4 protein-coding genes are annotated in these 2,694 nt (G+C 48.4%); 3 read left to right on the plus strand and 1 reads right to left on the minus strand.

Translation table 11 applies throughout. From position 1 onward, the window contains the following. The first annotated feature begins 175 nt into the window (after positions 1-175). From KKE17_12425 to KKE17_12435, 3 genes are all read left to right on the plus strand, one after another. Positions 176-472 carry a hypothetical protein gene (locus KKE17_12425; GenBank protein MBU1710804.1) on the plus strand — a complete coding sequence of 99 codons (297 nt, stop codon included), beginning with the start codon at positions 176-178 and terminating at the stop codon, positions 470-472. 84 nt (positions 473-556) lie between these two features. Further along, complete coding sequence (locus tag KKE17_12430) at positions 557-1,285, plus strand: ABC transporter permease (GenBank protein MBU1710805.1); 729 nt, start codon at positions 557-559, stop codon at positions 1,283-1,285. 318 nt (positions 1,286-1,603) lie between these two features. After that, positions 1,604-2,194, plus strand: coding sequence for a class I SAM-dependent methyltransferase (locus tag KKE17_12435; GenBank protein ID MBU1710806.1), 591 nt, complete (start codon positions 1,604-1,606; stop codon positions 2,192-2,194). A 12-nt stretch (positions 2,195-2,206) separates the two neighbouring features. On the opposite strand, the gene KKE17_12440 is transcribed toward KKE17_12435, so the two are convergent. Beyond that, the coding region (locus KKE17_12440; protein ID MBU1710807.1) for an L-2-amino-thiazoline-4-carboxylic acid hydrolase at positions 2,207-2,694 on the minus strand (488 nt) is incomplete at its 5' end.

Consider the following 2,694-nt stretch of genomic DNA (forward strand, 5'->3'; position numbering starts at 1 on the left):
ATAATTCACCATTTTTTAACCGAATTACAATCAAAATTCCGCACTCTTTGTCTCACAAAAATATAAAGGAACCAAAGTCATGCCTGGATTCCTTTTATGTTCGGTATTATTCTATTCAAAACCAATCAGTCTGAAGAGTGCGGCAAAGTCCACTGGGAACATTTATAAGGTAAACATGAAAATCAAACCGAAACAGAAAACATTTCTGGGAAAAAGAGGCCGAGTCATCCGGGCATGCCGCTATGCCGGCCCGGTTACTCTTATCGCCATAATCCTATTACCCCTCATTCTGCATGCAATCGCCCCGCAACTGGTGAACCCTTTTGAGGTCGTTTCAGGATTACAATCCGGAACGCTTGAGCAGTCCTCCCTGGTGATGATGGCGATACTGCTGCCGGTTTTATTGCTGTTCGTCTGTCTGGTGCTGATAATCGTTATATGTTTTGTATATGTGACAATTTTCAATGAATAAAAATATCTCGAAATTATCGGGCAATTAACCGGAAACCAATCTGATAATTGAAAAGATCCTTTTTAACCAAAGCAGGTGGTCTCCATGAATGACTCTGTAAATATAATTCCATTTTCAAATCTGGCCCTGGCATTCTTTCCGGTTCTGGCGGTAGTCATCATCAGTTACAAATGGGATCAGGGCTGCCGGAACACCCTGTATGCTGTTTCCAGAATGCTGGTGCAACTTCTGTTGATCGGTTATTTTCTGGCCTACATATTCGAATCAAGGAATGCCTGGGTGGTGTTGCTTGTTCTGGCAGTAATGGTTTTTATCTCAAGCTGGATAGCCCTGCGCACCATTAAAAATCGGCGGAGACAACTCTACTCAAAAGCCCTGCTCTCCATAATCCTGGGCGGCGGCGCAACATTAATCCTTGTAACCCAGGGAGTTCTCAACCTTGATCCCTGGTATCGGCCGGATTATTTTATTCCGCTGGCCGGGATGATTTTTGCCAATGCGATGAACAGCGTCAGCCTTGCCGCCGACCGCCTTGACGCTGAGCTTGGCCGCGGTGTGGCTTACGAATCGGCACGGAATATCGCCTTTCGCGCCTCGCTGATCCCGATCATCAATTCGCTCTTTGCGGTGGGACTTGTTTCCCTGCCAGGGATGATGACCGGCCAGATTCTCTCCGGCATCTCGCCGCTCATCGCGGCCCGATATCAGATCATGGTGATGTGCATGGTCTTCGGTGCCGCAGGAATTGCTTCAGCCTTTTTCCTGACTGTAGTCAGATCGGATTTTGTTACTTTGAAGAACCAACAGCCTTAACCAATAAACAAAAGTGGCTCTTAGCAAAACTCAGCTGATAATGATTTATCGCGCCAAACTGTTTTCAGCATGAGCCTGGAAAGGCGGAGCTGTTTTATGAAATTCCTGCGGCCACTTGCGCCCGGCCCGAATTTCTGAGCGATCAGGCCCCTGGGGGGCGTGACAGGAAGTCACGCATCGACGAACCCGCAGGAAGCGGGATTTCGTCGACCAGCGAAGAAATTCGGAAAAGCCGAAGCACATGAGCCGAGAGGAATTCATACAACAGCTGAATTTCATTAAGAGCCACTACAATACAAGCCTTGCGGAGCATCAAACATGTGGGATGAACGGTACAGCGGCGAGGATTTCGCCTACGGAACAGCACCAAACGATTTCCTGGTGGAAGCAGTTCCATCTCTGCCTCCCGGGGGCCGCGTCCTGTGTCTGGCTGACGGTGAAGGCAGAAATTCGGTGTATCTTGCGGAACAAGGTTTTGAGGTGGTTGGGGTTGACTCTTCCCCGGTTGGCCTGACCAAGGCAGAAAAGCTTGCCAAAGAGCGAAATGTGAAAATCGAAACGGTGCTCGCCGATCTGGCTGATTTTGAGATCAAGGCGGATTCCTTTAATGCAGTAATCTCCATCTTCTGCCACCTGCTACCCGGTATAATGGAAAAGGTCCATAAACAGATTGTCCGGGGGTTGCGTAAAGGAGGCGTCCTGGTGCTTGAAGGGTATACGCCGCGCCAGCATGAATACAACACCGGCGGCCCGAAAAGCAAAGAGGTGTTGATGAATCTTGTCACCCTGAAAAAGGAATTCTCAGGCCTTGAGTTCAAGCATGCAAAAGAAATTGACCGGGAAATCCATGAAGGGCAGTTTCACAACGGCATGAGCGCCGTAGTGCAAATCATTGCGGTTAAACAATAAAGTGTACCGCTATCAACTCGATATTCTCTTATAGGTGTGGTCGCAGAAAGTATCGCCCTTGCCGATCTCGTGCTCTCGTTCGAATGTCCAGAGCTTGTCGTTTTCTTTGGCAAGCTCCCAGTCACCCTGGCAGACATGGGGGTTCATCTCATCCATCCCGGCCATGCTTAACAGTTCGCAGAACGGGCAATTACGGACATTGAGCTTGATCAGGTCTTCATTCTCCTCTTTGACCTCAAAATCGAATAACGGACTCAAGACCCAGAACTTGTTTTTGAGTTCCCTGCGGAAAATATCAAAATCAGCCGGGGTCTTAATTCTGGGGACTGCAAGGCCAAGAAAAAATTTGGCTATCCGGATGATGCCCGGAGCGCAAAGCTGCACCGCTTTTTCTTTACCGACAAAAATACGTGCCACCTGAACAAAAATCACAAACGGCGCGATTATCGGCAATACCGCTATGTAACGCAATAGTTTCTTCATTTTTGGCTCCCTCCATC

Source organism: Pseudomonadota bacterium, assembly GCA_018823135.1.
In the GTDB taxonomy this organism is placed as follows: domain Bacteria; phylum Desulfobacterota; class Desulfobulbia; order Desulfobulbales; family CALZHT01; genus JAHJJF01.

Excerpts from the sequence above, each read along its gene's own strand:
- KKE17_12430 (MBU1710805.1), top strand. The coding sequence starts at position 557 with ATGAATGACTCTGTAAATATAATTCCATTTTCAAATCTGGCCCTGGCA.
- KKE17_12435 (MBU1710806.1), top strand. The coding sequence starts at position 1,604 with ATGTGGGATGAACGGTACAGCGGCGAGGATTTCGCCTACGGAACAGCA.
- KKE17_12425 (MBU1710804.1), top strand. The coding sequence starts at position 176 with ATGAAAATCAAACCGAAACAGAAAACATTTCTGGGAAAAAGAGGCCGA.